The sequence below is a fragment of the Campylobacter sp. CNRCH_2015_1657 genome, assembly GCF_025772685.1.
GTDB classification, from domain to species: Bacteria; Campylobacterota; Campylobacteria; order Campylobacterales; family Campylobacteraceae; genus Campylobacter_D; species Campylobacter_D lari_D.
The window spans coordinates 14,935-36,287 of sequence record NZ_JAKMSO010000011.1 but is presented as its reverse complement, the minus strand read 5'-3'; the positions used below and the strand labels follow the sequence as shown (position 1 = coordinate 36,287).

The 21,353-nt window shown below is 29.3% G+C and carries 25 protein-coding genes and 1 pseudogene; 8 read left to right on the top strand and 18 right to left on the bottom strand.

Annotated features, from left to right (window positions below):
* From L8X27_RS07295 to ribA, 3 genes are all read right to left on the bottom strand, one after another.
* Window positions 1-342, bottom strand: a 342-nt coding sequence (locus L8X27_RS07295) for a hypothetical protein (RefSeq protein WP_263671709.1), incomplete at its 3' end; no start/stop codon positions are given.
* Window positions 336-929, bottom strand: coding sequence for a 16S rRNA (guanine(527)-N(7))-methyltransferase RsmG (gene rsmG / locus L8X27_RS07290; RefSeq protein ID WP_263671711.1), 594 nt, complete (start codon window positions 927-929; stop codon window positions 336-338). The genes rsmG and L8X27_RS07295, both read right to left, overlap by 7 nt.
* Window positions 926-1,486, bottom strand: coding sequence for a GTP cyclohydrolase II (gene ribA, locus L8X27_RS07285; protein WP_220567283.1), 561 nt, complete (start codon window positions 1,484-1,486; stop codon window positions 926-928). Before ribA ends, rsmG begins: the two co-directional genes overlap by 4 nt.
* 71 nt (window positions 1,487-1,557) lie before the next feature.
* Between ribA and hemB the strand changes: the two genes are divergently transcribed.
* The 4 genes and pseudogenes from hemB to L8X27_RS07265 all read left to right on the top strand — a co-directional run bounded on the left by hemB (window position 1,558) and on the right by L8X27_RS07265 (window position 5,645).
* Entirely contained in the window at window positions 1,558-2,541 is a 984-nt protein-coding gene (gene hemB, locus L8X27_RS07280) for a porphobilinogen synthase (protein ID WP_263671713.1), read from the top strand.
* A 2-nt stretch (window positions 2,542-2,543) separates the two neighbouring features.
* A pseudogene (locus L8X27_RS07275) lies at window positions 2,544-3,027 on the top strand (DUF2603 domain-containing protein).
* Entirely contained in the window at window positions 3,014-4,369 is a 1,356-nt protein-coding gene (hemN, locus tag L8X27_RS07270; protein ID WP_263659633.1) for an oxygen-independent coproporphyrinogen III oxidase, read from the top strand. The pseudogene L8X27_RS07275 and the gene hemN overlap by 14 nt, the downstream one beginning before the upstream one ends.
* Before the next feature lies 1 nt (window position 4,370).
* Window positions 4,371-5,645, top strand: coding sequence for a (Fe-S)-binding protein (locus L8X27_RS07265; protein ID WP_263671714.1), 1,275 nt, complete (start codon window positions 4,371-4,373; stop codon window positions 5,643-5,645).
* Here L8X27_RS07265 and L8X27_RS07260 read toward each other — a convergent pair.
* From L8X27_RS07260 to L8X27_RS07250, 3 genes are read right to left on the bottom strand one after another with little or no spacing between them, the layout of a single operon-like run.
* On the bottom strand, window positions 5,642-5,851 hold the full coding sequence (locus tag L8X27_RS07260) for a hypothetical protein (protein WP_133319819.1): 210 nt from the start codon (window positions 5,849-5,851) through the stop codon (window positions 5,642-5,644). The genes L8X27_RS07265 and L8X27_RS07260 overlap by 4 nt on opposite strands.
* Window positions 5,852-5,888: 37 nt before the next feature.
* Entirely contained in the window at window positions 5,889-6,896 is a 1,008-nt protein-coding gene (locus L8X27_RS07255; protein WP_263671716.1) for an alanine racemase, read from the bottom strand.
* On the bottom strand, window positions 6,896-7,867 hold the full coding sequence (locus L8X27_RS07250; RefSeq protein WP_133319817.1) for a L,D-transpeptidase family protein: 972 nt from the start codon (window positions 7,865-7,867) through the stop codon (window positions 6,896-6,898). The genes L8X27_RS07255 and L8X27_RS07250 overlap by 1 nt, the downstream gene beginning before the upstream one ends.
* Before the next feature lie 126 nt (window positions 7,868-7,993).
* On the opposite strand from L8X27_RS07250, the gene L8X27_RS07245 reads away from it, so the two are divergent.
* Genes L8X27_RS07245 through L8X27_RS07235 form a run of 3 tightly spaced genes read left to right on the top strand, consistent with a single transcriptional unit; the run spans window position 7,994 to window position 9,420 of the window.
* Entirely contained in the window at window positions 7,994-8,413 is a 420-nt protein-coding gene (locus L8X27_RS07245) for a copper chaperone PCu(A)C (protein WP_133319816.1), read from the top strand.
* Window positions 8,413-8,859 (top strand): hypothetical protein, encoded by a 447-nt coding sequence (locus L8X27_RS07240; protein ID WP_263671717.1) that lies wholly within the window; start codon window positions 8,413-8,415, stop codon window positions 8,857-8,859. The genes L8X27_RS07245 and L8X27_RS07240 overlap by 1 nt, the downstream gene beginning before the upstream one ends.
* A 3-nt stretch (window positions 8,860-8,862) precedes the next feature.
* The gene (locus L8X27_RS07235; protein WP_133319814.1) at window positions 8,863-9,420 is read left to right on the top strand and encodes an SCO family protein; all 558 of its coding nucleotides are present in this window, start codon (window positions 8,863-8,865) and stop codon (window positions 9,418-9,420) included.
* Window positions 9,421-9,430: 10 nt separating this feature from the next.
* Here the strand turns inward: L8X27_RS07235 and L8X27_RS07230 are convergent, their stop codons facing one another.
* From L8X27_RS07230 to mapA, 6 genes are all read right to left on the bottom strand, one after another.
* Window positions 9,431-10,633: an ABC transporter permease gene (locus tag L8X27_RS07230; protein ID WP_263671718.1), complete on the bottom strand. Its 1,203-nt coding sequence runs from the start codon at window positions 10,631-10,633 to the stop codon at window positions 9,431-9,433.
* Between the two features lie 62 nt (window positions 10,634-10,695).
* On the bottom strand, window positions 10,696-11,142 hold the full coding sequence (locus L8X27_RS07225; RefSeq protein WP_133319812.1) for a hypothetical protein: 447 nt from the start codon (window positions 11,140-11,142) through the stop codon (window positions 10,696-10,698).
* A complete protein-coding gene (locus L8X27_RS07220) occupies window positions 11,118-11,627 on the bottom strand; it encodes an LPP20 family lipoprotein (RefSeq protein ID WP_133319811.1) in 510 nt (169 codons plus the stop codon). The genes L8X27_RS07225 and L8X27_RS07220 overlap by 25 nt, the downstream gene beginning before the upstream one ends.
* Window positions 11,628-11,688: 61 nt before the next feature.
* On the bottom strand, window positions 11,689-14,259 hold the full coding sequence (gyrA, locus tag L8X27_RS07215) for a DNA gyrase subunit A (protein ID WP_263671720.1): 2,571 nt from the start codon (window positions 14,257-14,259) through the stop codon (window positions 11,689-11,691).
* 21 nt (window positions 14,260-14,280) lie between these two features.
* Window positions 14,281-14,862, bottom strand: coding sequence for a ComF family protein (locus L8X27_RS07210; RefSeq protein ID WP_133319809.1), 582 nt, complete (start codon window positions 14,860-14,862; stop codon window positions 14,281-14,283).
* Window positions 14,859-15,506: an outer membrane lipoprotein MapA gene (mapA, locus tag L8X27_RS07205; RefSeq protein WP_263671722.1), complete on the bottom strand. Its 648-nt coding sequence runs from the start codon at window positions 15,504-15,506 to the stop codon at window positions 14,859-14,861. The genes L8X27_RS07210 and mapA overlap by 4 nt, the downstream gene beginning before the upstream one ends.
* A gap of 203 nt (window positions 15,507-15,709) precedes the next feature.
* Between mapA and L8X27_RS07200 the strand changes: the two genes are divergently transcribed.
* Window positions 15,710-17,071, top strand: coding sequence for a DASS family sodium-coupled anion symporter (locus tag L8X27_RS07200; RefSeq protein ID WP_133319807.1), 1,362 nt, complete (start codon window positions 15,710-15,712; stop codon window positions 17,069-17,071).
* Between the two features lie 4 nt (window positions 17,072-17,075).
* Here the strand turns inward: L8X27_RS07200 and L8X27_RS07195 are convergent, their stop codons facing one another.
* From L8X27_RS07195 to L8X27_RS07170, 6 genes are read right to left on the bottom strand one after another with little or no spacing between them, the layout of a single operon-like run.
* A complete protein-coding gene (locus L8X27_RS07195; protein ID WP_263671723.1) occupies window positions 17,076-17,690 on the bottom strand; it encodes a thiamine phosphate synthase in 615 nt (204 codons plus the stop codon).
* A complete protein-coding gene (gene thiH, locus L8X27_RS07190; protein WP_263671725.1) occupies window positions 17,680-18,813 on the bottom strand; it encodes a 2-iminoacetate synthase ThiH in 1,134 nt (377 codons plus the stop codon). The genes L8X27_RS07195 and thiH overlap by 11 nt, the downstream gene beginning before the upstream one ends.
* A 1-nt stretch (window position 18,814) precedes the next feature.
* A complete protein-coding gene (locus tag L8X27_RS07185; RefSeq protein WP_133319804.1) occupies window positions 18,815-19,573 on the bottom strand; it encodes a thiazole synthase in 759 nt (252 codons plus the stop codon).
* Entirely contained in the window at window positions 19,573-20,373 is an 801-nt protein-coding gene (gene thiF / locus L8X27_RS07180) for a thiamine biosynthesis protein ThiF (protein ID WP_263671727.1), read from the bottom strand. The genes L8X27_RS07185 and thiF overlap by 1 nt, the downstream gene beginning before the upstream one ends.
* A complete protein-coding gene (gene thiS, locus L8X27_RS07175; protein WP_220516536.1) occupies window positions 20,370-20,561 on the bottom strand; it encodes a sulfur carrier protein ThiS in 192 nt (63 codons plus the stop codon). The genes thiF and thiS overlap by 4 nt, the downstream gene beginning before the upstream one ends.
* A 31-nt stretch (window positions 20,562-20,592) precedes the next feature.
* Window positions 20,593-21,333 carry a CAAX protease gene (locus L8X27_RS07170; RefSeq protein ID WP_263671728.1) on the bottom strand — a complete coding sequence of 247 codons (741 nt, stop codon included), beginning with the start codon at window positions 21,331-21,333 and terminating at the stop codon, window positions 20,593-20,595.
* Between the last annotated feature and the right edge of the window lie 20 nt (window positions 21,334-21,353).

Below are 21,353 nucleotides of genomic sequence, written 5' to 3'. Positions count from 1 at the left end.
ACAAACTCCATCAACGCTTAACTCATAAGCTTTTTTTAAATTATTATCTAAAACATCAAGTAAAAATAAAATTTTAGAGTCAAACATATAAAACTCAGCCATTTTTGAGGCAATTTTTGCTAATCTCTCATCTTCTATTAAAATATATTTTGCTCCTAGTGCATTAGAAAGTAAAATTTCTTCCTCATTCTTGGCATATATAGCAAAATCTATTTTTTCCTCTTTTGCACTTTTTATATTTTGTTCATTATAGTTAAAACAATTTACATTTGTTTTGATAAAAATATTTTCATAATGACTAAATTTTTGCATATTTACCAAAGGATGTCCAAAAATTAACATAATTTTTCCTTTATCTTTAAAAGACAATAATTCCTAAAGCCTTGATTAAAAATTTGATAATCTTTCAATTCTTGCAATTCATCATAAACTTCACTTCCTTTATAAAGCAAAAATAAAGTATTTTTATCATAAAAACCATTTGAAATTTCTACCAAAGGTTTTACATCCATCAAAGCTCTTGAAGTAATTAAATCTACTTTAAAAGGTGGATAGTTTTGTAATTTTTCTTTTATGATATTTACATTTATCAAATTAAGTTCAGTTTTAACCACCCTTAAAAATGAAGCCTTTTTAGCGCTAGGCTCAAAAAGAAAAAATTCATTATTTTGCAAAATACAAGCTAAAAATAATGCAGGAAAACCAGCCCCGCTTCCAATATCAATGATCTTTTTTTTATTACTCAAATCATAAAAATCTAAAATTTTAACACTATCAATAATATTTTCATCTATATTTTCAAAATGAGTTAAATTATGCACAGCATTAAATTTTTCTAACAACTCTTTATAGAGCGTGATTTTTTTAAAAAAATCATCTTTATTTGCAAAATTTTTTAAAAAATTTAATTGCTCTTCGTATTTTTTCAATTTAAATGTCCCATTTGTGTATATTTAATTTCTAAATAATCTTTATTAAAACGATTTGCTTTTATTAAAATAGGCACTCTTAAATTAATTTTTTCTTTTAATGAATTTAGTTTTTCAGGATTATTAGTTAAAAGGTTAATTTTAGAAATCTTATAATGCTTAAGTATAAATTCTACTATTTCATAACTACGCTCATCTGCCTTAAAACCTAATTGATGATTTGCTTCTATGGTATTAAAACCCTTATCTTGCAAAGCATAAGCATTAATTTTATTAAAAAGTCCTATACCTCTTCCTTCTTGCCTTAGATAAATTACCATACCACCATGCTCTTGAATGTATTTTAAAGAAAAATCAAGCTGTTCTCCACAATCACACTTTAAACTTCCCAAAACATCCCCTGTTAAACATTCTGAATGGATTCTAATATTAACTTCTTTTTCCAATTTTCCTTTAAAAATACAAAGATGTTCTTTATCATTTTCTTTAAAACTTTGTATATTAAATTCCCCAAAACGAGTAGGGAGTTTTGCTATTTCAGAAATTTGAATAGTCATTATTTTACTTTACCTTTTTTATAAAAAATATGCTAGAATTTAAACAATTTTAACAAACAAAAAGGAAATTTATGTTTAAACGCTTTAGAAGATTAAGACTTAATGAGAATATTAGAAGCTTAGTAAAAGAAAATACCTTAAATTTAGATGATTTAATCTATCCACTTTTTGTTATCAATGGTGCTAATATTAAAAATGAAATCACGTCTATGCCAGGTGTGTTTCAAATGAGCTTAGATGAAATTTTAAAAGAATGTGAGGAGTTAATTAATCTTGGTATTAAAGCGATTATTTTATTTGGCGTGTTAGAAAGTTCCAAAAAAGATAGTTGTGGAAGTGATGCATTAAGCGATGATGGCTTGATTGCTACAAGTCTAAGAGCTATTAAAGCAAAATTTCCTGATTTGGTAGTAATTACCGATCTTTGTTTTTGTGAGTATACTGATCATGGGCATTGTGGTATTATTGATCCAAAAAGTAAAAGCGTAGATAATGATTTAACTTTAGAAATTTCAGCCAAACAAGCTCTAATTCATGCTAAAAACGGTGCAGATATGATAGCACCAAGCGGCATGATGGATGGTATTATTGAAACTTTAAGAAAAACTTTAGATGAAAATGGTTTTGAAAATTTACCTATTATGGCTTATTCTACTAAATTTGCTTCAGCCTATTATGGGCCTTTTAGAGATGTGGCTGATTCTGCACCAAGTTATGGAGATAGAAAAACCTATCAAATGGATTTTGCCAATGGTAAAGAAGCCTTATGTGAGAGCTTAGAAGATGAAAAACAAGGTGCTGACATCTTAATGGTAAAACCAGCACTTGCATATTTAGATGTAGTAAAAGATATAGCAAATCATTCTAAACTTCCACTTTGTGTGTATAATGTAAGCGGGGAATATGCTTTGCTAAAAGCAGGTCAAAAAGCAGGTGTGGTTGACTATGAAAAAATAGTGCTTGAAACTATGCTTGCTTTTAAAAGAGCTGGAGCTAAGCTTATCATAACTTATCATGCAAAAGAAATTGCAAAATTATTAACAAATAAGGAGTGAGATTGAATAGTCTAAGCAAAAAAAGCTCTCAAGATGTAATCAATGAATTATCTAATCATTTGGGCATAGAAAAACACAATCAAACTATATTTCATCTAACCCACATTAACGATAAAGAAAAAAAGTTAAGTCTAAAAAATGGCCATAATTTAGCACCCGAACCATGGTTTATAGTAGATGAAAATGATGAAGTTAAAACTATGTTTTCTGTAAAAACTCTGATTGAGTTTTTACAAAGTGCCAAAAAGATACAAAAGGATAATTTTGAACTTAAACTAGAAAAGGCTATCTATCAACAAATTCCTATTGACTTTAATGATGTATGGACAGTCGCAATGGATGAGATTAAACATCAAGTTTCCAAAGGTATAAAAGAAGTTAATATTGATTTAGATCAATTAATCAGCAATATTCATACAAAACATCCTAACTTATTTATAAACATGAAAGAAATGATGCAAAAAGGCAAAAAATGAGAGATTATAAAAATTTTGTTAAATACTCCAAAGCAGGACCTAGATACACTTCTTATCCTACTGCAGTAGAATTTAACACCCATTTTAAATATGAAGACTATATAAAAATTTTAAAACAACAAACAGCACAATTATCTTTATATTTTCATTTGCCTTTTTGCAGGAGTGCTTGTTATTTTTGCGGTTGTAATGTAATATATACCGCAAAAGAAGAAAGTAAAGAAAGGTATTTAAATTATCTTTTTAAAGAACTTGATCTTTTAACAAATACCATTGACACACAAAGAGAAGTAGCTCAAATGCATTTTGGTGGTGGTACACCTACTTTTTTTTCTGCTAAACAATTGCAAAGTTTGATTTTTAAAATAAAAAGCATTTTTCCAAATTTTACCCAAGATAGTGAAGTAAGTTGTGAAATTGATCCTAGATTCTTAAATGAAGAACAAGCTGATGTTTTAATTCAAAATGGCTTCAACCGTATTAGTTTTGGTGTGCAAGATTTTAACGAAAAGGTTCAAAAGGAAATTCATAGAATTCAACCTTTTGAACTTACCAAAAATGCAGTAGATATGGTAAGAAAAAAAGGGATAAATTCAGTAAATATGGATTTAATTTATGGCCTTCCTTATCAAAGTCTAGAAAGTTTTAAGCAAACTTTAGAAAAAGCACTGCTGATTAATCCCGATCGCTTTGCTATTTTTAATTATGCACATGTGCCTTGGCTTAAAAAAAATATGAGAAAATTTGACGAAAACACTCTACCAAGCCCTGATGTAAAACTTCAAATTTTAGAATATTGTGAAAAATTTTTAACTCAAAATGGTTATAAAATGATAGGAATGGATCATTTTGCAAAACCACAAGATGAACTTTTTAAAGCCTTAGAAAATGGTAGTTTGCATAGAAATTTTCAAGGCTATACTACAAAAGGCGGAACCGATTTAATCGGGATTGGCCTAACAAGTATAGGCGAAGGTAAAAGACACTATATGCAAAATTTCAAAGATATGCCAAGCTACGAAAAGGCTATCGATGAAGGTCGATTGCCTTGCGAAAAAGGTATCATGCTTGATGATGATGATGAACTAAGAAAAGCTGTTATTATGGAACTTATGAGTAATTTTGCTCTTAATATAAAAAATATTGAAAGTAAATTTAAGATTGATTTTTTTGAATATTTTAAGCAAGATTTAGAAGAACTCCAAAAACTTAATGAATTTATCAACATAGATAAAACTCATATCAAAGTTAATGAAACAGGAGTACTTTTAATCCGTAATATTGCTATGTGTTTTGATAAATATTTAAAACGCATTAGCGAAGATAAAAAAGTTTTCTCTAAAACGGTTTAATATGTTAAATGTTAATGAAATTTCTAATGCTTGCGTAAAATGTGGAAAATGCATACCAGTTTGCACCATACATGAAATAAATCGTGATGAGAGTACTTCCCCTCGTGGCTTTTTAGATTTAATCAGTGCTTATGAAAACCAAGAACTAGAGCTTGATAAAAATCTTAAAAAAATATTTGAATCATGTTTTTTGTGTACAAATTGCGTTGAAGTTTGTCCAAGCCATTTAAGAGTGGATAGTGCTATTGAAAAAGTGCGTTACGATATAGCACAAAAATTTGGCATTGCTTGGTACAAAAAACTTGCTTTCTTTTTTCTAAGACGCAGAAAAATTCTAGATATTTTAGCAAGATTTGGTTATGTTTTCCAAAGCTGTGCTTTTAGTTTACAACATAAAAATTTGGGAATGAAAGCTAAATTTAACCTACCTTTAATTAAAAAAGATCGTTTGCTTCCTTCTTTAGCTAACAAAAGCTTTCTAGCTTCTAATCCTGATTTCATAAATAATCAAGGTGAAAAAACCATAGGACTTTTTATAGGCTGCTTGTCAAATTACTCTTATACAAATACGGGCTTTGCTTTACTTGAAATTTGTAAACATCTTAAAATCAATGTAGATTTACTAAAAGATCAATCTTGTTGCGGTGCTCCTCATTATTTTACTGGAGATTTTAAAAGTGTAGAAATTTTAGCTAAAAAAAATATCGTTTATTTTGAAGAAAAATTAAAAACTCTAGATTATATCATTATCCCCGAAGCAACCTGTTCTACGATGATTAATATAGACTATGAACATTTTTTCCACATGCAAAAAGATGAAGAATGGGCTATAAGAGCTAAAAATATTTCTAGTAAAATACTACTTGCAACAAAATATTTTTATGAATATACTAAACTAGAAGAGCTTTTAAAAACAAAGAAAAAATTAAAGACAAAAATTGCATACCACGATCCTTGTCATGCAAGAAAAATGCAAGGTGTTTTTAAAGAACCTAGAGCCTTGCTTAAACAAAACTATACTTTCAAAGAACTTATTAACTCAAATGAATGCTGTGGTTTTGGCGGTGTTAGTATGCAAACTGATCACTATGAAAAAGCTTTGCAAGTTGGTATAAGAAAAGCTCAAAATATACAAAAAAGCAATGTGGAGATTATCAGTGCAGAATGTTCAGCTTGTAGAATGCAAATTTCAAATGCATTAGAGCATGAAAAATCCTCCACGCATTTTTTACATCCATTAGAATTGATAGCAAAAATACTTCAAGATAAAAATTAATCTTGAATTTTTATATCTTCGATATTTGATCTATTTTTTTCTATTAAAATTCTATTTTTTTCTATATTTTCACTATTTTTTTTACACTCGTTTTTCAAGATTTCAATATTTTTATATAAAATTTTTATTTTTCTCTCGTAACGATTTATCAATAAAAATACTATAAATAAAAATAAAATTAAAATAGCCCAATTTAAAAATGCCATATTTGCCCTTTCTTTAGATATATTAACACTTTTTATCTTAAACTAAAATTCTTTTCAAATTTGGAGAAAGTTTGACTAAAATTTCATAGTTGATAGTATTAAAAAAACTAGCCATAATATTTGCATCATTTAAAACACAAATTTCATCTTCATCATTCTCACAAGAAAAACTATCCATAGACATTTTTCCAAGCAATTTCTTACCATTAGGAAGAAAAAAATCTTGTTTTCCATCATAACGCAAAAGCCCATCTGCATAACCTAAATCATAAGTTGCTATTTCAAGATCTTCTTTTGCATTATATACACCACCATAACCAACACTTTGACCTTTTTTTAACACTCTTTGGCTTAATTTTTCAGCCCATAAACTTAAAACTTTGCGTAAGTCTTTATTAAAATGTGCATAGCCAAATTGCACAAGCCCTACTCTACAATACTCATCGCACCCAAGCTCGCTTGCTCTAAATAATGCTTCAGAATTATGTGAATGAAATATAAGCTTTTTAGCTTCATCACAAAGCAAAGTATATATTAGCTCTTTAGCTTGTTTAAATTTTTGTTTTTGCACAAAATAACTAGCATCTATTTCATCACTTCCTGCAAAGTGCATCATCACTCCATGAAGTATTAAATTATTGCTTTGTAGTTCTTGTATCATTTCTTGAATTTCTTCAGGTATAATTCCATTTCTATGCATATTTGTATCTACAACTAAATGAATTTTTATATTTTGCTTGAATTTTTTAATATCATTTTTATCATTTAAAGCATAAATAAATTTTTCACTTTCATTGCCATGTGGATGATGGGATAAAATTAAGATATTATCAAAAATATCTTCAAGCTCTTTTGCTTCAGCTTCATTTTTTACCGCTATAAAATTTATACCTTTTGCTCTAGCTATAGGAGCTAAAAGCTTAGCTCCATGTCCATAAGCATTATCTTTAAAAACACATATTACTTTTTGATAACCTCCTGCTTTAGAGGCTATTAAGTCAAGATTATACTCATAAGCCAAACGATCAATTTTTATATATGCCATTATTGTTCAGCTAAAATTTGCATTTTATCTTCAACTAGCTTAACATAAAGGACTTTTTCTCCTTTGAATTTATAGTTAGTGCTACGATAGTCTTCATAAAATCCTATTCTAAAAATTTTCTCATTTTTATCATTTGGATAAGGACTTATGCTAAGATCTGAAAATTTAATGCTCTTTTTTTCTCTCTTTGCAAAAATTCTTTCTTTATTTTTTGCAAATTGCTCATAAGTGGATTTATTATTATGTTTAAAAATTTTTTTATCATAAAAAGATAAATATTTATTTATATCACTTTTTTGCCAACTATCTTTCCAGGCAAATAAATTAGCTAGTAAAATCGCTATTTCATCATGAGTTGCTCTTACTTTATTTTTCTCTTCTGTCATTGCATAAGATTTTCTATCAGCTACTAATTTATTAAAATCTTCCAATAAATCATTATGCACAGCAATACAACCTCTAGTTTTATAAGTATCCAAGCGTGTTCCATCTAAAGGATAGCCATGAATCCAAATACCACCACCTGTTTTACCCAAAGTTTTATCTAAAACATTTGGGTAAGTTGTTGCAAATGCAAATGGGCCATAATATGGATCACCAGGATAAAATTTCTTTCCAAGTTCGTAAAAACCTATTGGAGTTTTTAAATCTCCTTCTACTTCTTTATCTCCAGCTAAACCTGTTAAAACATCCCTTTGGATAAATTTCTTTTCTACTTTTCCATCATTGTAGTGATAAACTCTAATAATTTTATCACTTTTATTTGTTAAAACTATTGCAACATTTTCCTCATAATATCCTAAACTAATATTTTTGTCTTTTATCTCATCAAGCCAAAAATCTTTTTTACTTAACTCTTGTTCCAATACCCTTTCAACTGCATCAATACCTTCGTTTAGATAAATTTTTGCAAGATTATTTGCATTTGCAAACACAGCCAAACTAAACAATGCTAATATAATTTTAAACAATTTTCACCTTTCTATTAAAAATTAAAACAACAAAGAGCTAATTATAATATTTTTACAATAAATATATTTTTAATTTTTTCCGTGTATAATGTTTACAAATAACCAAAAACAAAAAAAGGAAAAATAATGAAAAAATTACTTAGTTTAGCCATATTAAGCACTTTTGCTTTTTCAAATCAAATTACTATAAATGATCCTTATGTAAGACAAACTCCACCTAATTCTAAAACAACGGCATTTTTTTTAGAACTTAAAAACAACTCAAACAAAGATATTAAACTCATAAAAGCTCAAAGTTCATTAAGCGATACAGCTGAAATTCATGATCATATTATGAAAGATGGTAAAAAAATGATGGTTCAAATTCCTCAAATCACAATAAAAGCTAATTCAAGCACTGAACTTAAACCTGGTGGGATGCACATTATGATACTAAATCTCAAAGAAAATATCACACCGCAAACAAAGGCCAATCTAACTCTTTATTTTGATGATAATAGTACAATTGAACTAAAAGATATCAAGTCAAGAAGCATTAAAAAATAATGAAAAATCTACTTGTCTTTGCCTTAGCTATAGTCTTTGCTATATGCGGGGCTTATTTTTACATCAATTCATCAAATACCGGAAAAAAGAGAGAATTAATTACCACTTTAACACCTCTAACATGTGATCTAAACATTCAAGAATGTGAATACAATTTTAAGGATAAAAAAGTCTTAGTAAATTTAAATCCAAAGCCTATTACTACATTAAATGAGCTTGATTTAAATATTACCAATTTAGGTGAGTTTAAAAAACTTAATGCTAGGGTTTATGGACTTAATATGTATATGGGAGATATTGTTCCACAATTTAAAAAAATAAACAATACTTATCATGCTAAATTAGTTTTAAGTTCTTGCACGCTAGATATAATGCGTTTTAGAATAGAGCTTTTTGATGATGAAACTCCACTAGGTTTTTATTTTGACTTTGATGTAAAGAGATAAAATATGAAAAAAATAAATATTTTTTTATTAATTGTGGTAATTTTTGGAGTATTTTTTATATCTGTGCAGTATTTTGAAAACAACAAATACAATTTTCACTTAAATTCTGAAAAAGGCATACTTAGTCTAAAAGATTTTATCGGTAAAAAACTAATTGTATATTTTGGCTATACATATTGTCCTGATGTCTGTCCTAGTGAGCTTGCCTTGATTGCTAATGTTTTAGAAAAAATGCCAAATAAAGAAAAAGCTCATGTGATATTTATCTCACTAGATCCAGCAAGAGATAGCAACTTAACTCAAACTAGCCAATGGGTTAAGTATTTTTACCCAAATTCAACTGCATTAGTTGCTAAAGATGAAAAAGAATTAGAAAAAGTTACTAAAAATTATGGCGTAGTATATGAAAAAATCAATCTTAAAGATTCTGCTATGGGATATTCTATAGCACATAGTGGCGAATTTTATTTGATTGATGAGAATGGAAAATTTATTAAAACCATTAAAGATATCAGTTATGAAAACTTTTTCAATGAAATTCAAAAATTCTTAAACGAATAAATTTTTCAATTTATTCGTTTCTTAAAGTATCTAAAATATCTACTTGTGTTGCTTTTTTAGCAGGATAATAAGAAGACAAGCTTACAATCATAATAGCACCAAAAATCGTAGTACAAAAATCAACAAAAGAAAGCTCCAAAGGTAGCTTACTCATACCATAAACATCACTTGGTAAAGAAATAATGTCAAAATTTCCAAGTACCCACAAAGCAATAGCTGCAAGTATCACACCTGCTACGATACCACTTCCACCTATCAAAAATCCTAAAGAAAAAAATGTTTTTTTAATCTCTAACTTACTAGCTCCTAAAGAAAGCAACAAAGCTATCTCACTACGACGATTCATTACTATCATTAATAAAGAACTTACTATATTTAAACTTGCGACCAAAATAATCAACATCAATACTATAAACAAAGCTCTTTTTTCTAAAGCTAATGCTGCAAAGAAATTTCCATTTTGCTCCCACCAACCTATACTAGCATATCTTGCACCCAAGAAAGCTTCAATTTGTTTAATATCCTCAAAAGGCTTATTTGAATATACATGTACCCCATCATAACTTCCTTGGGGATATGACAAAATCTTAGCTAAAGCTTTTACATCTGTATACATATAAGCTTTATCATAAGCTAACAAACCTGAAGAAAAATCAGCCATAACATCAAATCTTTTAACTTTTGGAATAAGCGAAAATCCGCTTGCATTAAGATTGGAAAAAATTAAGGTAATTTTTTCATTATAATCAAGTCCAAATTCATCTTTTAAGCCCTTACCAATTAAAATATCAAAATTATCTAATTTTTTATCTTTTAAAGCTTGAGCTACTACCTCATTGATCTTTTTTTCATCTTCAAAATTAACTCCAAAAAGCATACCGCCTTCCAATTTTAAATCATTTCTTGCTATAACCTGAGTAGTAATATAAGGGCTAAATAATAAATTTGGAAATTTGCTTCTTAATTCTTGTAATAATTTATCATCTACATTTGCTCCAAAACGCGGTAATATAGTGATAGGATAATTCATAGTAAAAAGTTTTCTCTCAAATTCTTTATCAAAGCCATTCATAATAGCCATTGCAACTAAAAGCACACAAAGTCCTATACTTACACCTAAAAAGGCTAAAATTTTTGAAAGCATAATAAAGGGTTGATCTTTATCAAAACGCAGATATTTAAATAACAAATAACGAGGGATACTTTTATACATCTTTTACTCTTAATATTTTTTTAAGTATTTTAACTTGATTTTTATAAAAGCAAGCTTTGTATTTATTTAAGATAATATACAAAGGCACTATTATCGTGAAATTCAACTATAAATCTTAGTGGCAAAATTCTCACATAAGTTTCACTTTGCGCACTTGCTTGTTCACTTTTTACAAAGTCTTTTACATCTATTTTTGAGTTAAAAAAGCAATCAATTAAATCATTTTTGTGAGCATTTAAAAAGTTAAATTTATCTAGCTTTGTCATCTTTTCTTCAGCCACCATACCAAAATCATTGCGTATTAAAGATTTCAAATCACTTGGTGTATATGCTAACTCACAAGCATATTCTAAATTTTTATTTTTACTTTTAGTCATAGCCATAGAAATAGTTTCATTTTGATGATAAAGAATAAAATTTTTATTAGAAAGTTCTGCCCAAAATATAAATTCATCTTGGGCAGTAGCATTAAAAATTATGAGGATTAATAAGCAAACAATTCTTTCCACTTGTCAGCATCAATTTTAAGTTCTACATTTACTCTATAAAGACCATCTTTAAAGTCTTGATCTACAACACTTGCATTTTTAATCAAACCATTTACCTGCGCTGTAATAGTTGAGCTTTTAAGCATTGCATCTTTTACTGTATCTTTACCATTAACTCTGACACCATACAACTTACTTGCTAATTGTCTATAAGCATCGGTAATTGCCGCTCTTTTAGCTAAAGCCAAAGCTTGACCAACTGAAACCGTATTTAAAGGAGCAATACCCTCACCCACCGCTGTAAAAGTTAAATCATTGTCTGTACTTGTATCATTTGCAAGCATTTTTTCTTCTCTAATGATGTTACGCACATCATCTTTATCAACTTTTTGAACCACAACATCAGAATTTGCTGCTTGAGTCTGATTTGGATTCACACCTCTTTGATCTAGTGCACAAGCACTAAAACCCAAAGCTAAACAAAACATAAAAATAACTTTTTTCATTTTTTACACCTTCAATTTATTTGATTTTATTAAAACAGCAAAAAGCATTCCAATAATTTTACTATTCTAAATTTAAATCCATATTAGTTTCAGCATCTAACTCCTCATCTTCTTCTTTAGGACACTTAGCAATGCTTACAACCTCATCATTTTCAACATTAACAACAATTACACCACTTGTATTTCTACCTGCTTTTCTAATGCTTTGCATATCAACGCGTATCATCTTACCGCTGCTTGTTAATGCCATTAAATCCATACTTTCATCAACTATGACTATACCGATTAAATCTTTTGTTTTGGCAGTAAGTTTCATACAAATAACACCCTTACCACCTCTACTTTGAAGTCTATATTCTCCAGCATCAGTACGCTTACCTATACCTTTTGCACTTACGCTTAAGATTTCTTGAGCGTCATTTTCTATAACAACAGCACCCACAACCTCATCATCTTTTTCTTTAAATTTAATCGCAGTTACCCCTCTACTTACACGGCCAATCTCTCTAACTTTAGCAAGTGGGAATTTAATGCACATACCTTTTTTAGTAACCGCAAAAAGCATTTTACCAACGATAGTATTATCAAGCTCTTCATTAGGTTCAAGCATTTCATTTTCTAAATTTTCTTCATAATTTTGTTCTTGAGTTTCATTTTCATCCCTTGCTACGATAATTGCAGTAACAAGTTCATCATTTTCATCTAGATTAATCGCTTTTACACCCACGCTTCTAATGTTTTGATATTCACTTAAATTTGTGCGTTTTACGATACCATTTTTAGTAAAGAAACACAATGATTTACTTTCATCAAAATCAGTGGTTGGAATAATTGCCATGATTTTTTCATCTGCTTGTAGATTAATGAGATTAACCACAGCTTTGCCTTTAGCAGTTCTACTTCCTTCAGGAATTTTATAAACCTTAAGCCAATAAAGCTGTCCACGATCAGTAACAAACATCAAGGTATCATGTGTATTTGCTGTAAAGAAGCTTTCTATAAAATCATCATCGTAAGTTGTGACTGCAACCTTACCTTTACCACCGCGTTTTTGTTTTTCATATTGCTTACTTGGAACACGCTTAATATAACCACGATGAGTAATAGTAACTACCATATTTTCATTTGGTATTAAATCTTCTATATCAATATCATCATAGTCATCTTCAATTTGAGTAATTCTCGGTACATCAAATTTTGTTCTGATTTCTTTTAACTCATCTTTGATTAAATTTTCAAGCAAAGTTTCGCTTTTTAAAATTTGATCAAGCCTCTCTATTTCTGCTAATAATTCCCTTAATTCATTATCAATTTTTTCTCTCTCAAGACCTGTTAAACGGCCTAATTTCATATCTAAAATAGCATTAGATTGAAGCTCGCTTAGACCAAATTTTTGCATTAATAAATTTTTAGCCGTTGGGTTATCAGGAGAGTTTTTAATCAAAGCTATCACTTCATCAATATTATCTAGTGCAATTTTTAAACCTTCTAAAATATGTGCTCTAGCTCTAGCTTTTTGCAACTCATAAATAGTTCTTCTAATAATTACAGTTTTTCTATGATTTAAGAATAAATTTAAAAGCTCAATTAAAGAAAAAACTTTTGGCTCTTTATTATGTATAGCAAGCATAATCACACCAAAAGTACTTTCCATAGTGGTAGATTTAAAAAGATTATTTAACACAATCTCACTCATAGCATCGCGTTTTAGTTCAATCACCACGCGAATTCCTTCTCTATCACTCTCATCTCTAACTTCAACAATACCTTCGATTTGTTTTTCTTTGGCAAGTTCAGCGATTTGCTCTATTAATCTTGCTTTGTTAGTTTGATAAGGAAGTTCATCTATAACGATAATATCTTTATTAGCTCTTTTTTCTATATGGGTCTTTGCTCTTACTTTTACCCTACCACGACCTGTGCGGTATGCTTCTATAATACCTTTTTTACCAAAGATAATACCGCCGGTTGGAAAATCAGGTCCTTTAATAAATTGCATTATTTCTTCTAAACTTGCGTTTTTATTATCAATTAAATAAAGCAAACCATCAATAAGCTCATTTAAGCTATGCGGAGGAATATTAGTAGCCATACCTACTGCAATACCACTTGAGCCATTAAGCAATAAATTTGGGACCCTAGCAGGTAAAACATCGGGCTCACTCATAGAATCATCATAATTTGGTATAAAATCAACCGTATCTTTTTCTATATCGCGCAAAAGCTCTTCAGCTAAAATCGTCATCCTAGCTTCAGTATAACGCATCGCAGCAGCGCCATCACCATCAATAGAACCGAAGTTTCCTTGTCCATCTACGCTTGGATAACGCATAGAAAAATCTTGCGCCATTCTTACTAAAGCATCATATACAGCTGTATCACCATGTGGATGATATTTACCGATTACATCACCCACTATACGCGCTGATTTTTTGTATGTACTACGACTTCCAACACCTAAATCATTCATAGCATATAAAATTCTTCTATGAACAGGTTTAAGCCCATCTCTAGCATCAGGCAAGGCGCGGCCTATAATAACACTCATAGAATAATCTAAATAACTACTTTTTATAGAACTTTCTATATCTATATTTTCAATATCTGAATCTTTAGTAAAAATATTTTCCATAAAAATCCTTAAAATTAATGCCTATATTGTATCAAATTTTGCATTAGCCAAAACTAAAGCAAAAAGCACTTCAATATTATTTTTTTCTAAAAGCTCTTTTGCCTCTAATAAACTTAATCCAGTAGTTATCACATCATCTACTAAAATTACAGGATATTTTGGACGCTTTAAAAGCTTATAAGATCTTTTATTATCTTTACGAAATTTCAAACTTTTACCACTATATTTAAATTCTGAACTAGCTTGCAAGGTGTGATACATAGGTTTTATAAATTTAGTATTTAAGTATTTAGTTAAAATAGCAGTATGAGAGTAATTTTTATATGTTTTATCATCTAAAGCTATAGCATTAATTTTACAAGATGGTTGAAAAAAATCCTCAAATTTAGCAAAACTCAATTTTGCTAAAGCATTTAAAACAAAATAGCCTTGAAATTTGTGTTTAAAATAAATCAAATGCTTAATTTGCTCATATTGATAAAAATAATAAACTTTAAAATTTCCCTCAAGTTCTCTTATACCTAAAGAATATTCTAAAAGCTCTTCCTTGCAAGCTGGACAAAAACTCGCAAAGGAAAATCCATGGCAATTAAAACACCTCACAAAGAGCTGATAATATCTGCAGATTTATTAGCCACTTGTTTTATAAGAAGCTGAGTGAAAAAAGGTAGATCTTTGATATTATAAAAACCTTTAACTTCTTGTTTGGTTTTAATATTAATAGTTTTATTGGTATTAATATCTTTTAGTGTCAATTGACTAGCAATAATTGAAAATAAAGAATTAGAATCAAATTTAGAATAAAAATCATTAAAACTTAAATCTACTCTTAAAACATAAGGAGAATCTTGTGTATCTTCTACTACAACTATACCTCTATTTTCTAATTCTTCTTTTAAAAACACATAAAAATAATAGTTGAAATTTTCATTGATGTAATAATTACTTCCATTAGAAGAAGAATATTTTAAATTCTCATTTAAATCATATACCCTATGAATATAAACTTTTTTTAAGGAAACACTTTTATCAATTGTTCTTTTATTTGCGCAATACTTAAGTCCCACATCACTAATATACACAAGGCCTTTAATTTTTGCTTCATATGCTTTAGAATCAGAAGGATTATAACATTGTGCTTGAATTTTTATAAGCTCATTAACTTTTGCAACACTTTGATTTTTAGAATTTACAGCACATGCACTAAAAAATAAAGCTAAAACAAATACAAATACTTTTTTTAACATCTTTTTTTCCTTAGAATCATCTTTGTTATTTTATGATTTTTAATTAGCAAAAATTATACCAAAAACAAATAAATTTTACTAAAACTTACTTTTTTTCACACAAGAATAATTTTATTGAAAAAATTTTATACAAAAATTGATATTTAAAAGAAAATTCATTTAGAATATGTTACAAAACTGCAATATTTTAAAGGAGTTGTTAAATGAGTTCAAATACAAAAACACTTATAGTCGTTGCTGATTTAGTGTTATTTATCGCTTTGCTTTATTTTTCCCCTTTTGGTGAAACTAAAGTAAACCAAGGTTTATCTTTGTTAATTTTTATTGCCGTTTTATGGCTTAGTGAGGCTTTGCATGTTACTATTACAGCTATTTTAGTACCTGTTTTAGCTGCTATTTTGGGATTACTACCCACCGCTAAAGCTTTAACAGGTTTTGCTGATTCTAATATCTTTTTATTTTTTGGTGGTTTTGCTTTGGCCGCAGCTATGCATCATCAAAAATTAGACAAACTTATTGCACATAAAATTTTAACATTAGCAAAAGGGCATTTAGGCCTTTCTAGTTTGTATATTTTTATTACCACTGCGTTTTTATCTATGTGGATGAGTAATACCGCAACAGCAGCTATGATGCTTCCGCTTGCTATAGGTATGTTAGCTTCACTTGATCCGCAAAAAGATAGAAATACTTATGTTTTCATCCTTTTAGGTATAGCTTTTAGTGCGAGTATAGGTGGTATAGGCACCATAGTAGGAACTCCACCAAATGCAATCGTTGCCACTCAATTACACATTACTTTTGCACAATGGTTAAAATACGGAATTCCTATTGTTTTAATTTTCCTACCTGCAATGATTTTAATTTTATACTTTATGTTTAAACCTAAATTTAATCTACAAGTTGATTTACATACTGAAAATATAGAACTTACAAGACCTAGAATCATCACTTTAATAATCTTTTTAGTCGTTGCACTATCTTGGATTTTTAGTGGTAATATCAGTCCTATCATCACAAGTATTTTTGGACACAAAATAGCAAATCTTGATGCAATTATTGCTTTATTGGCTGCTGTTTTAGTATGTGCTTTTAAAGTAATTGATTGGAAAAATATACAAAAAAATACCGATTGGGGTGTATTAATGCTCTTTGGTGGAGGTATCACTCTAAGTGTAGTATTAAGAGATTCTGGCGCTAGTAAAGTAATGGCTGATACTATCATTTCATTTATAGAAAATGGACATTTATTTATTATAGGTTTAATTGTGGCATTTTTTATAGTATTTTTAACTGAATTTACTTCAAATACTGCTTCAGCAGCCTTACTTGTGCCTTTATTTATCTCTATAGCAGATACTTTAGGTGTTCCTGCTTTAGGACTTGCTTTAATCATTGCTATTGGTGCTTCTTGTGCTTTCATGCTACCAGTTGCTACACCACCAAATGCTATAGTTTTTGGTACAGGACATATTAAACAACAAGAAATGGTAAAAGTTGGGATTATATTAAATATCTTTTGCTCAATCGCGCTTGCAGTAATTGCATACTTTTTCTGGCTATAATCTTTTAGTCCTTTTGGACTAAAAGATCTTTACACTTTAAAACATAGTTTTTTACATCTTTACTTTTATACAAAGCTTCTCTTATACATACGCCTGCTAAATTTAAATCTTTTAAGTGGTTTATAGTTTGGATATTTATCCCACCTATGGCATAAATGGGTATTTTTGAAACTTCTAACAAATCTTTTAAATTTTTTATACCCTTTGGTGTTAAATCAGCCTTACATGAGCTTTCAAATACATGCCCAAAAAAAGCATGATTTGCTTTAAACTTATAAGCTAAATCTAATTCTTCTTTAGAATGGATGGAAGTACCCAAAAGCTCAAATTTTTTATAACTTTGTGGGTAATTTTGTAAAATTATTAAGGAAGCATGAAAAAATTGATGATTTAATTTTAAACAAGCTTCATAATGATAATGCAAAAAGCAAATTTTTTGAGTTTTATTAAAAATTTTTAACACTTCTTTGGCTAATTTAGTATATTCTAACTCATCCAAATGTTTTTCTCTAAGCACTAAAGCATCAATACTACTTTGACTTAGTTTTTCAATAAAATTTAAAAAATCTCCTTGGGTATTTTGACTATCGCTAATAGCAATGATTTTTTTATCCCACATAAATACTATCGCTCATTATAGCTTGCAAATTTGCATTTTTTAACATAGCTAAAACCTCATCAACACTACGCATATCACTAATTTGAAACTGATCATCACCTTTTTTATTACCTTGGTGCTCACCTACCCCCACACTCACGCCTGCACTCATTTTGGTAGCTCCAAGTTTAATAACCCCATCTCTAAACCCTGCTCTTTCACGCGTAGAAATAGTAATACTTGCGAAAGGTAAAAATAATCTATAAGCACACAAAACTTGCAAAAGTCTTGTTTCGCTCACATCTTTTGGATGAATTTTTTTATTATTGATAATAGGTCTTAGTCTAGGGATAGATAAAGCTATTTCAGCATGAGGGTATTTTTGCTGTAAAAAATACGCATGTAAAGCCGTAGCAAAAGCATCTTTTCTAAAATCATCCACGCCAAGTAAAGTTCCAAAAGCAACCCCTCTCATACCTGCTTTTAACGCTCGCTCTTGTGCATGAAAGCGATACTCAAATACACTTTTTTCACCTTCAATATGAATTTTAGAATAAGTTTTTTGATTATAAGTTTCTTGATAAACACTTACATATTCACAACCCTTTTCATGAAGCAATGCATACTCATCTACATTCATAGGATAAACTTCAATTCCCACGACCTTAAAATACTCTTTTGCTATCTCACAAGCTTTGGCAAGATATTCTACGCTAGCATATTCCCTGCCCTCACCTGTTAAGAGTAAAATTTCTTCCAAGCCACTTTTTTTAATTTCTTGCATTTCTTTGTGAATTTCAGCCTCGTTTAGCTTAGCTCTTTTAATATTATTTCCTTTTTGAAATCCACAATAAGTACATTTGCTATTGCAAAAATTAGAAAGATATAAAGGTGTAAAAAGTGAAATGGAATTTCCAAAATATTTTTGAGTAATCTTGCTTGATTTTTGTGCTAAATCTTCTATAAAATCTTCTGCTGCGCTTGAAAGCAAAGCTTTCAAATCTTCTATGTTAAGATAATCTTTAACTAAAGCTTGTTTTACATCAAAAGCGCTAAATTTACTTTCATCAAAATTTTCAACTTCTTTTAAAACCTTAGTTAAAATCTCACTTTCAATACTTTGCATATGAGGATATTTTTGCATTTTAATCTCTTAAAAAACCACTCAAAGGCGAGCTTGCACTTGGCGTACTTTCATTTGCTATACCTGCTAAATACGCATTATATCCTGCTTCTATAGCCAAAGCAAAAGCCTTTGCCATTTTTGCTACATCTTTAGCTTGAGCTATGGCGGTATTTGCCATCACTGCACTTACTCCCATTTGCATGGCTTCACAAGCTTGTGCTGGATTTCCTATACCTGCATCTACTATAATAGGTAAGCTAATTTCATTAAGTAAAATTTGTATAAATTCTTTAGTTTTTAAGCCCTTATTGCTTCCTATAGGAGCTCCAAGAGGCATTATAGCAGCAGCTCCCGCATTAGCCATAGCACGTGCTGCATATAAATCAGGATACATATAAACTAAAGGTGTAAAACCCTCATTTGCTAAAAGTTCTACTGCTTTTATACTTTCATAATTATCCGGTAGTAAATATTTACTATCGCTAATTACTTCAACCTTAATCATATCTCCACAACCAAGCTCTCTTGCAAGTCTTGCTATACGCAATGCCTCATTAGCATTTCTTGCACCTGAAGTATTTGGTAAAAGCTTAATATGCTTTGGGATAAAATCAAGTATATTTTCTATGCCTTTATCATTTACCCTACGCAAAGCTAAGGTGATAATCTCAACTTTTGCTTCTTCAATGGCTGATTTTATAAGCTCAAAAGAAAATTTCCCAGAACCTAAAATAAACCTGGAATTAAACTCATATTTTCCTATTTTTAATTTTTCCATTACTCGCTCGCTAAAAGTTCTAAAACTAAATTCGCTTGATGTCCTGCACAAATATTTACACGCGGTGCCATAAGTCCATTACCTACTTTTGCCTCGTTTTTTAAATCACCACAAACAAAAAAGTTTTTTGCAATTTTTCTTGTTTGTATGCTGTTGCTATCGCCATATCCTGCTAAGCCAGAAGCACAAATTAATGTTTTTTGAGGATAGTATTGGTGAAAATTTTGCGCTAAAAGGGCTTTGTATTTTGCACTATCAAAGGCTTCACAAACTATATCATCACCTGCAAAAAGTTTGGCTATATTTTCTTTTTCTATTTTTAAAACTTGTGCAAATACTTCTATAAAAGGATTAATCTTACTAATTTGATCTTTTAAAGCTTCAGCCTTAAATTTACCTAAATCTTCCACCATATAAGCTTGGCGGTTAAGATTGCTTGGCTCCACCACATCAAAATCAATCAAATGAAGCCTACCAACCCCACTTCTTGCTAAATTTATAGCTATATGCGAGCCAAGTCCACCAAGTCCACACACTGCCACACTTGCCTTTTTAAGCTTATCATGAAGCTTTGGAGTGTGTCTTGCCCTCATCATCGCATCAAGAGCTTCATATGGTGGTAAAGTATTTTTTTCTATACAAAAAAGCTCATCATTTTCTTTTAGCTCCAAACTTTCTTTTGTTGCAAAACCATTGACTATCCATACATCATTTTCATTTTTACTCACACTTTGAAAAAATTCCAAAGTGTTTTTAAAATGCGTGTCTATCATACTACCATTAAATTTAATTCTCATCAACCACCACCTACAAAAGTAACAATCTCTACTTTATCATTTTCTTTTAAAATCAAATTTTCAAATTTATCCCTTGGGATAATTTCTCCGTTTAATTCTAAGGCAATAAATTCTATTTTTAATTGCTTTTCTTGAACATAGTCCATGAATTTAAGCTCTTTTAACTCAAGCTTTTGCCCATTAATAATCATTTAAAACCTTTACTTATTTTACTTAAAATACTTACTCACTTACATTATTATAATTAAATCTTAAAATAACAGCTTCTTTTATCTCTCCAATATCAATAGCATCTTCTAAATTATAACCAAGTTTCAAAAGTAAAATTTCCAAATCTTTTTTAAATTTTATTTTTGTAGGTTTATTATGATAGGTTTCATTTCTAGCTTTTCTTATTTGACTTAGTTTTGTCTTAAGATGTTCTTTGGTGCCAAAACTTGGTAAGACTTGATTTTTATATATTTTTTTATCTTTAAATATATAAGCAAATTCACTCCAATGATCTATTAATATCTCTTCTAAATCAATCAGACAAAAATCATCAAAAATTTGCCAAGTGCTATTATATTCATCTATTTTTTGACATCTCTTTTTAACTTTTTTTAAAAGACTTTTTAAAGCAGGATTAAAAGCCTCTTCGCTAGATTTAAACCAATCATCATCTAACTTATTATACAAATTTGCTATTTTTACTGCTAAAGTACTTCTTAGAGCATTTTCATAACATTGTAAAAGTAAAAAATTTGCTTGATGATTTTTCCGTCTTTTGGAATAAATTTTCATAATTAGCTCAAACAAATCTTCGCATTTTTGATTTTTTTCTAAAATCTTTTGTGCTTCTTTGCAAGCTCCCCACAAATATCCAAAATGCAAAACATTAATCCCTTTTATCATTCTAAATTTAAAATTTATAAATAGCTTTTCTATTTTTTCATAGCTACTTACATCAAGCTCAAAAGACATTTTACTTCCTATTAACTCCA

What these genes read in the sequence shown, in the direction of transcription:
- L8X27_RS07200 (WP_133319807.1), top strand. Translation starts at nt 15,710, where the DNA reads ATGAGTTCAAATACAAAAACACTTATAGTCGTTGCTGATTTAGTGTTA.
- L8X27_RS07265 (WP_263671714.1), top strand. Translation starts at nt 4,371, where the DNA reads ATGTTAAATGTTAATGAAATTTCTAATGCTTGCGTAAAATGTGGAAAA.
- L8X27_RS07245 (WP_133319816.1), top strand. Translation starts at nt 7,994, where the DNA reads ATGAAAAAATTACTTAGTTTAGCCATATTAAGCACTTTTGCTTTTTCA.
- L8X27_RS07240 (WP_263671717.1), top strand. Translation starts at nt 8,413, where the DNA reads ATGAAAAATCTACTTGTCTTTGCCTTAGCTATAGTCTTTGCTATATGC.
- L8X27_RS07230 (WP_263671718.1), bottom strand. Translation starts at nt 10,633, where the DNA reads ATGTATAAAAGTATCCCTCGTTATTTGTTATTTAAATATCTGCGTTTT.
- L8X27_RS07260 (WP_133319819.1), bottom strand. Translation starts at nt 5,851, where the DNA reads ATGGCATTTTTAAATTGGGCTATTTTAATTTTATTTTTATTTATAGTA.
- ribA (WP_220567283.1), bottom strand. Translation starts at nt 1,486, where the DNA reads ATGACTATTCAAATTTCTGAAATAGCAAAACTCCCTACTCGTTTTGGG.
- L8X27_RS07195 (WP_263671723.1), bottom strand. Translation starts at nt 17,690, where the DNA reads ATGTGGGATAAAAAAATCATTGCTATTAGCGATAGTCAAAATACCCAA.
- gyrA (WP_263671720.1), bottom strand. Translation starts at nt 14,259, where the DNA reads ATGGAAAATATTTTTACTAAAGATTCAGATATTGAAAATATAGATATA.
- mapA (WP_263671722.1), bottom strand. Translation starts at nt 15,506, where the DNA reads ATGTTAAAAAAAGTATTTGTATTTGTTTTAGCTTTATTTTTTAGTGCA.
- thiH (WP_263671725.1), bottom strand. Translation starts at nt 18,813, where the DNA reads ATGCAAAAATATCCTCATATGCAAAGTATTGAAAGTGAGATTTTAACT.
- L8X27_RS07185 (WP_133319804.1), bottom strand. Translation starts at nt 19,573, where the DNA reads ATGGAAAAATTAAAAATAGGAAAATATGAGTTTAATTCCAGGTTTATT.
- hemN (WP_263659633.1), top strand. Translation starts at nt 3,014, where the DNA reads ATGAGAGATTATAAAAATTTTGTTAAATACTCCAAAGCAGGACCTAGA.
- L8X27_RS07170 (WP_263671728.1), bottom strand. Translation starts at nt 21,333, where the DNA reads ATGTCTTTTGAGCTTGATGTAAGTAGCTATGAAAAAATAGAAAAGCTA.
- L8X27_RS07220 (WP_133319811.1), bottom strand. Translation starts at nt 11,627, where the DNA reads ATGAAAAAAGTTATTTTTATGTTTTGTTTAGCTTTGGGTTTTAGTGCT.
- hemB (WP_263671713.1), top strand. Translation starts at nt 1,558, where the DNA reads ATGTTTAAACGCTTTAGAAGATTAAGACTTAATGAGAATATTAGAAGC.
- L8X27_RS07235 (WP_133319814.1), top strand. Translation starts at nt 8,863, where the DNA reads ATGAAAAAAATAAATATTTTTTTATTAATTGTGGTAATTTTTGGAGTA.
- L8X27_RS07255 (WP_263671716.1), bottom strand. Translation starts at nt 6,896, where the DNA reads ATGGCATATATAAAAATTGATCGTTTGGCTTATGAGTATAATCTTGAC.
- thiS (WP_220516536.1), bottom strand. Translation starts at nt 20,561, where the DNA reads ATGATTATTAATGGGCAAAAGCTTGAGTTAAAAGAGCTTAAATTCATG.